The 3,218-nt window shown below is 54.1% G+C and carries 1 tRNA gene and 2 rRNA genes (1 of these 3 cut by a window edge); all 3 read left to right on the top strand.

Annotation, left to right across the window (positions count from 1 at the left end):
* Positions 1-2,769: ribosomal RNA gene (locus ASG03_RS00020) — 23S ribosomal RNA — on the top strand (it extends 46 nt beyond the left edge of the window).
* Between the two features lie 193 nt (positions 2,770-2,962).
* Positions 2,963-3,077, top strand: a 5S ribosomal RNA gene (rrf, locus tag ASG03_RS00025).
* Positions 3,078-3,125: 48 nt separating this feature from the next.
* A tRNA-Met gene (locus ASG03_RS00030) sits at positions 3,126-3,202 on the top strand.
* Positions 3,203-3,218 lie beyond the last annotated feature (16 nt).

A 3,218-nucleotide genomic window follows, 5' to 3' on the forward strand; every position in this document is an offset into this window, starting at 1 on the left:
GCACAGGCGAAGAAGGACGTGATACGCTGCGATAAGCTAAGGGGAGCTGCGAATAAGCTTTGATCCTTAGATGTCCGAATGGGGAAACCCACCTTAAATGCTTGGGAAATCTGTTGTGTCGCAAGGCGCTTCAGGTTTCCAAGCATTATCATAAGGTATCTACACCTGAATCCATAGGGTGTAAGAGGCGAACGCAGGGAACTGAAACATCTAAGTACCTGCAGGAAAGGACATCAACCGAGACTCCGCAAGTAGTGGCGAGCGAACGCGGACCAGGCCAGTGGCGATGAGTGATAAAGCAGAACGACTTGGAAAGGTCGGCCAGAGTGGGTGACAGCCCCGTATGCGGTGATGCATTTATCGTCCTAGAGTAAGGCGGGACACGTGAAATCCTGTCTGAACATGGGGAGACCACTCTCCAAGCCTAAGTACTCGTGCATGACCGATAGCGAACAAGTACCGTGAGGGAAAGGTGAAAAGCACCCCGACAAGGGGAGTGAAAGAGAACCTGAAACCGGTTGCCTACAAACAGTCGGAGCCATTATTGGTGACGGCGTACCTTTTGTATAATGGGTCAACGACTTAGTGTGACATGCAAGCTTAAGCCGATAGGTGTAGGCGCAGCGAAAGCGAGTCTGAATAGGGCGATCATAGTATGTTGCATTAGACCCGAAACCGAGTGATCTAGCCATGAGCAGGTTGAAGGTTGGGTAACACCAACTGGAGGACCGAACCCGCATCTGTTGCAATAGATTGGGATGACTTGTGGCTAGGGGTGAAAGGCCAATCAAACTCGGAGATAGCTGGTTCTCCGCGAAAACTATTTAGGTAGTGCGTCGATCGAATACCTCAGGGGGTAGAGCACTGAATGGGCTATGGGGACTCACCGTCTTACTGATCCTAATCAAACTCCGAATACCTGAGAGTACTAATCGGCAGACACACGGCGGGTGCTAACGTCCGTCGTGAAGAGGGCAACAACCCTGACCTCCAGCTAAGGTCCCCAAGTCATGGCTAAGTGGGAAAGGATGTGAGGATCCCAAAACAACCAGGATGTTGGCTTAGAAGCAGCCATCATTTAAAGAAAGCGTAACAGCTCACTGGTCTAAATAAGGGTCTTTGCGCCGAAAATGTAACGGGGCTAAAGCCATGCACCGAAGCTGAGGCTTAGACATTCTAACGAATATCTAGGGGTAGCGGAGCGTTCCGTAAGCCTGTGAAGGGAGACCCGTGAGGGCTCCTGGAGGTATCGGAAGTGCGAATGTTGACATGAGTAACGATAAAGAGGGTGAGAGACCCTCTCGCCGAAAGACCAAGGGTTCCTGCTTAAAGTTAATCTGAGCAGGGTTAGCCGGCCCCTAAGGCGAGGCGGAAACGCGTAGTCGATGGGAACCACGTTAATATTCGTGGGCCTGGTGGGAAGTGACGGATTGCGTAACTTGTTCTGACTTATTGGATTGTCAGGGCGGGGAAGCGGTTCCAGGAAATAGCCCCACCGTATAGACCGTACCCGAAACCGACACAGGTGGTCAGGTAGAGCATACCAAGGCGCTTGAGAGAACTATGCTGAAGGAACTCGGCAAATTGCACGCGTAACTTCGGAAGAAGCGTGACCCTTTTCTACGCAAGTAGGATGGGGTGGCACAGACCAGGGGGTAGCGACTGTTTATCAAAAACACAGGGCTCTGCGAAGTCTTTAAGACGACGTATAGGGCCTGACGCCTGCCCGGTGCTGGAAGGTTAAAGGGAGAGGTGCAAGCTTTGAACTGAAGCCCCAGTAAACGGCGGCCGTAACTATAACGGTCCTAAGGTAGCGAAATTCCTTGTCGGGTAAGTTCCGACCTGCACGAATGGCGTAACGACTTCCCCGCTGTCTCCAGCATAGACTCAGTGAAATTGAATTCCCCGTGAAGATGCGGGGTTCCTGCGGTCAGACGGAAAGACCCCGTGCACCTTTACTATAGCTTTACACTGGCATTCGTGTCGGCATGTGTAGGATAGGTGGTAGGCTTTGAAGCGGGGACGCCAGTTCTCGTGGAGCCATCCTTGAAATACCACCCTTATCGTCATGGATGTCTAACCGCGGTCCGTTATCCGGATCCGGGACAGTGTATGGTGGGTAGTTTGACTGGGGCGGTCGCCTCCGAAAGAGTAACGGAGGCGCGCGATGGTGGGCTCAGAACGGTCGGAAATCGTTCGTCGAGTGCAATGGCATAAGCCCGCCTGACTGCGAGACTGACAAGTCGAGCAGAGACGAAAGTCGGTCATAGTGATCCGGTGGTCCCGCGTGGAAGGGCCATCGCTCAACGGATAAAAGGTACGCCGGGGATAACAGGCTGATGACCCCCAAGAGTCCATATCGACGGGGTTGTTTGGCACCTCGATGTCGGCTCATCGCATCCTGGGGCTGGAGCAGGTCCCAAGGGTTTGGCTGTTCGCCAATTAAAGCGGTACGTGAGCTGGGTTCAGAACGTCGTGAGACAGTTCGGTCCCTATCTGCCGTGGGTGTTGGAATATTGACAGGATCTGTCCCTAGTACGAGAGGACCGGGATGGACATATCTCTGGTGGACCTGTTGTCCTGCCAAGGGCATAGCAGGGTAGCTATATATGGACGGGATAACCGCTGAAGGCATCTAAGCGGGAAACCCCCCTGAAAACGAGTATTCCCTTGAGAACCGTGGAAGACGACCACGTTGATAGGCCGGGTGTGGACGTGCAGCAATGCATGAAGCTTACCGGTACTAATCGTTCGATCGAACTTGATCGTTCCCATTGCCCATGCTCATCGAGCGGCCAAGGCGAAAGCCTCCGGCCGATCGTCATGAGACACCGCGTGACCGCCCACAAGGCGCACCGCGGCCGACCCTTGAGCCCCAAGGCCTCCAAGCCTTCGGCCTCAAGACCTCGGAAAACCCAAAGACGTGTTCAAATCCAGCTTCTCGTTGTTTGCCCTTAGCCGACCTGGTGGTTCTGGCGGGGTGGCCGCACCCGTTCCCATTCCGAACACGGCCGTGAAACGCCCCAGCGCCTATGGTACTTCGTCTTAAGACGCGGGAGAGTCGGTCGCTGCCAGGTCTGCTAAGCGCAAACACCCCCTTCTCGTCACCATCAGTCCCCTTCTCTCGCGGGGTGGAGCAGCCCGGTAGCTCGTCAGGCTCATAACCTGAAGGCCGCAGGTTCAAATCCTGCCCCCGCAACCAGACAGACAATCCAAAA

It is taken from the genome of Rhizobium sp. Leaf341 (genome assembly GCF_001424325.1).
Taxonomy (GTDB): domain Bacteria; phylum Pseudomonadota; class Alphaproteobacteria; order Rhizobiales; family Rhizobiaceae; genus Ferranicluibacter.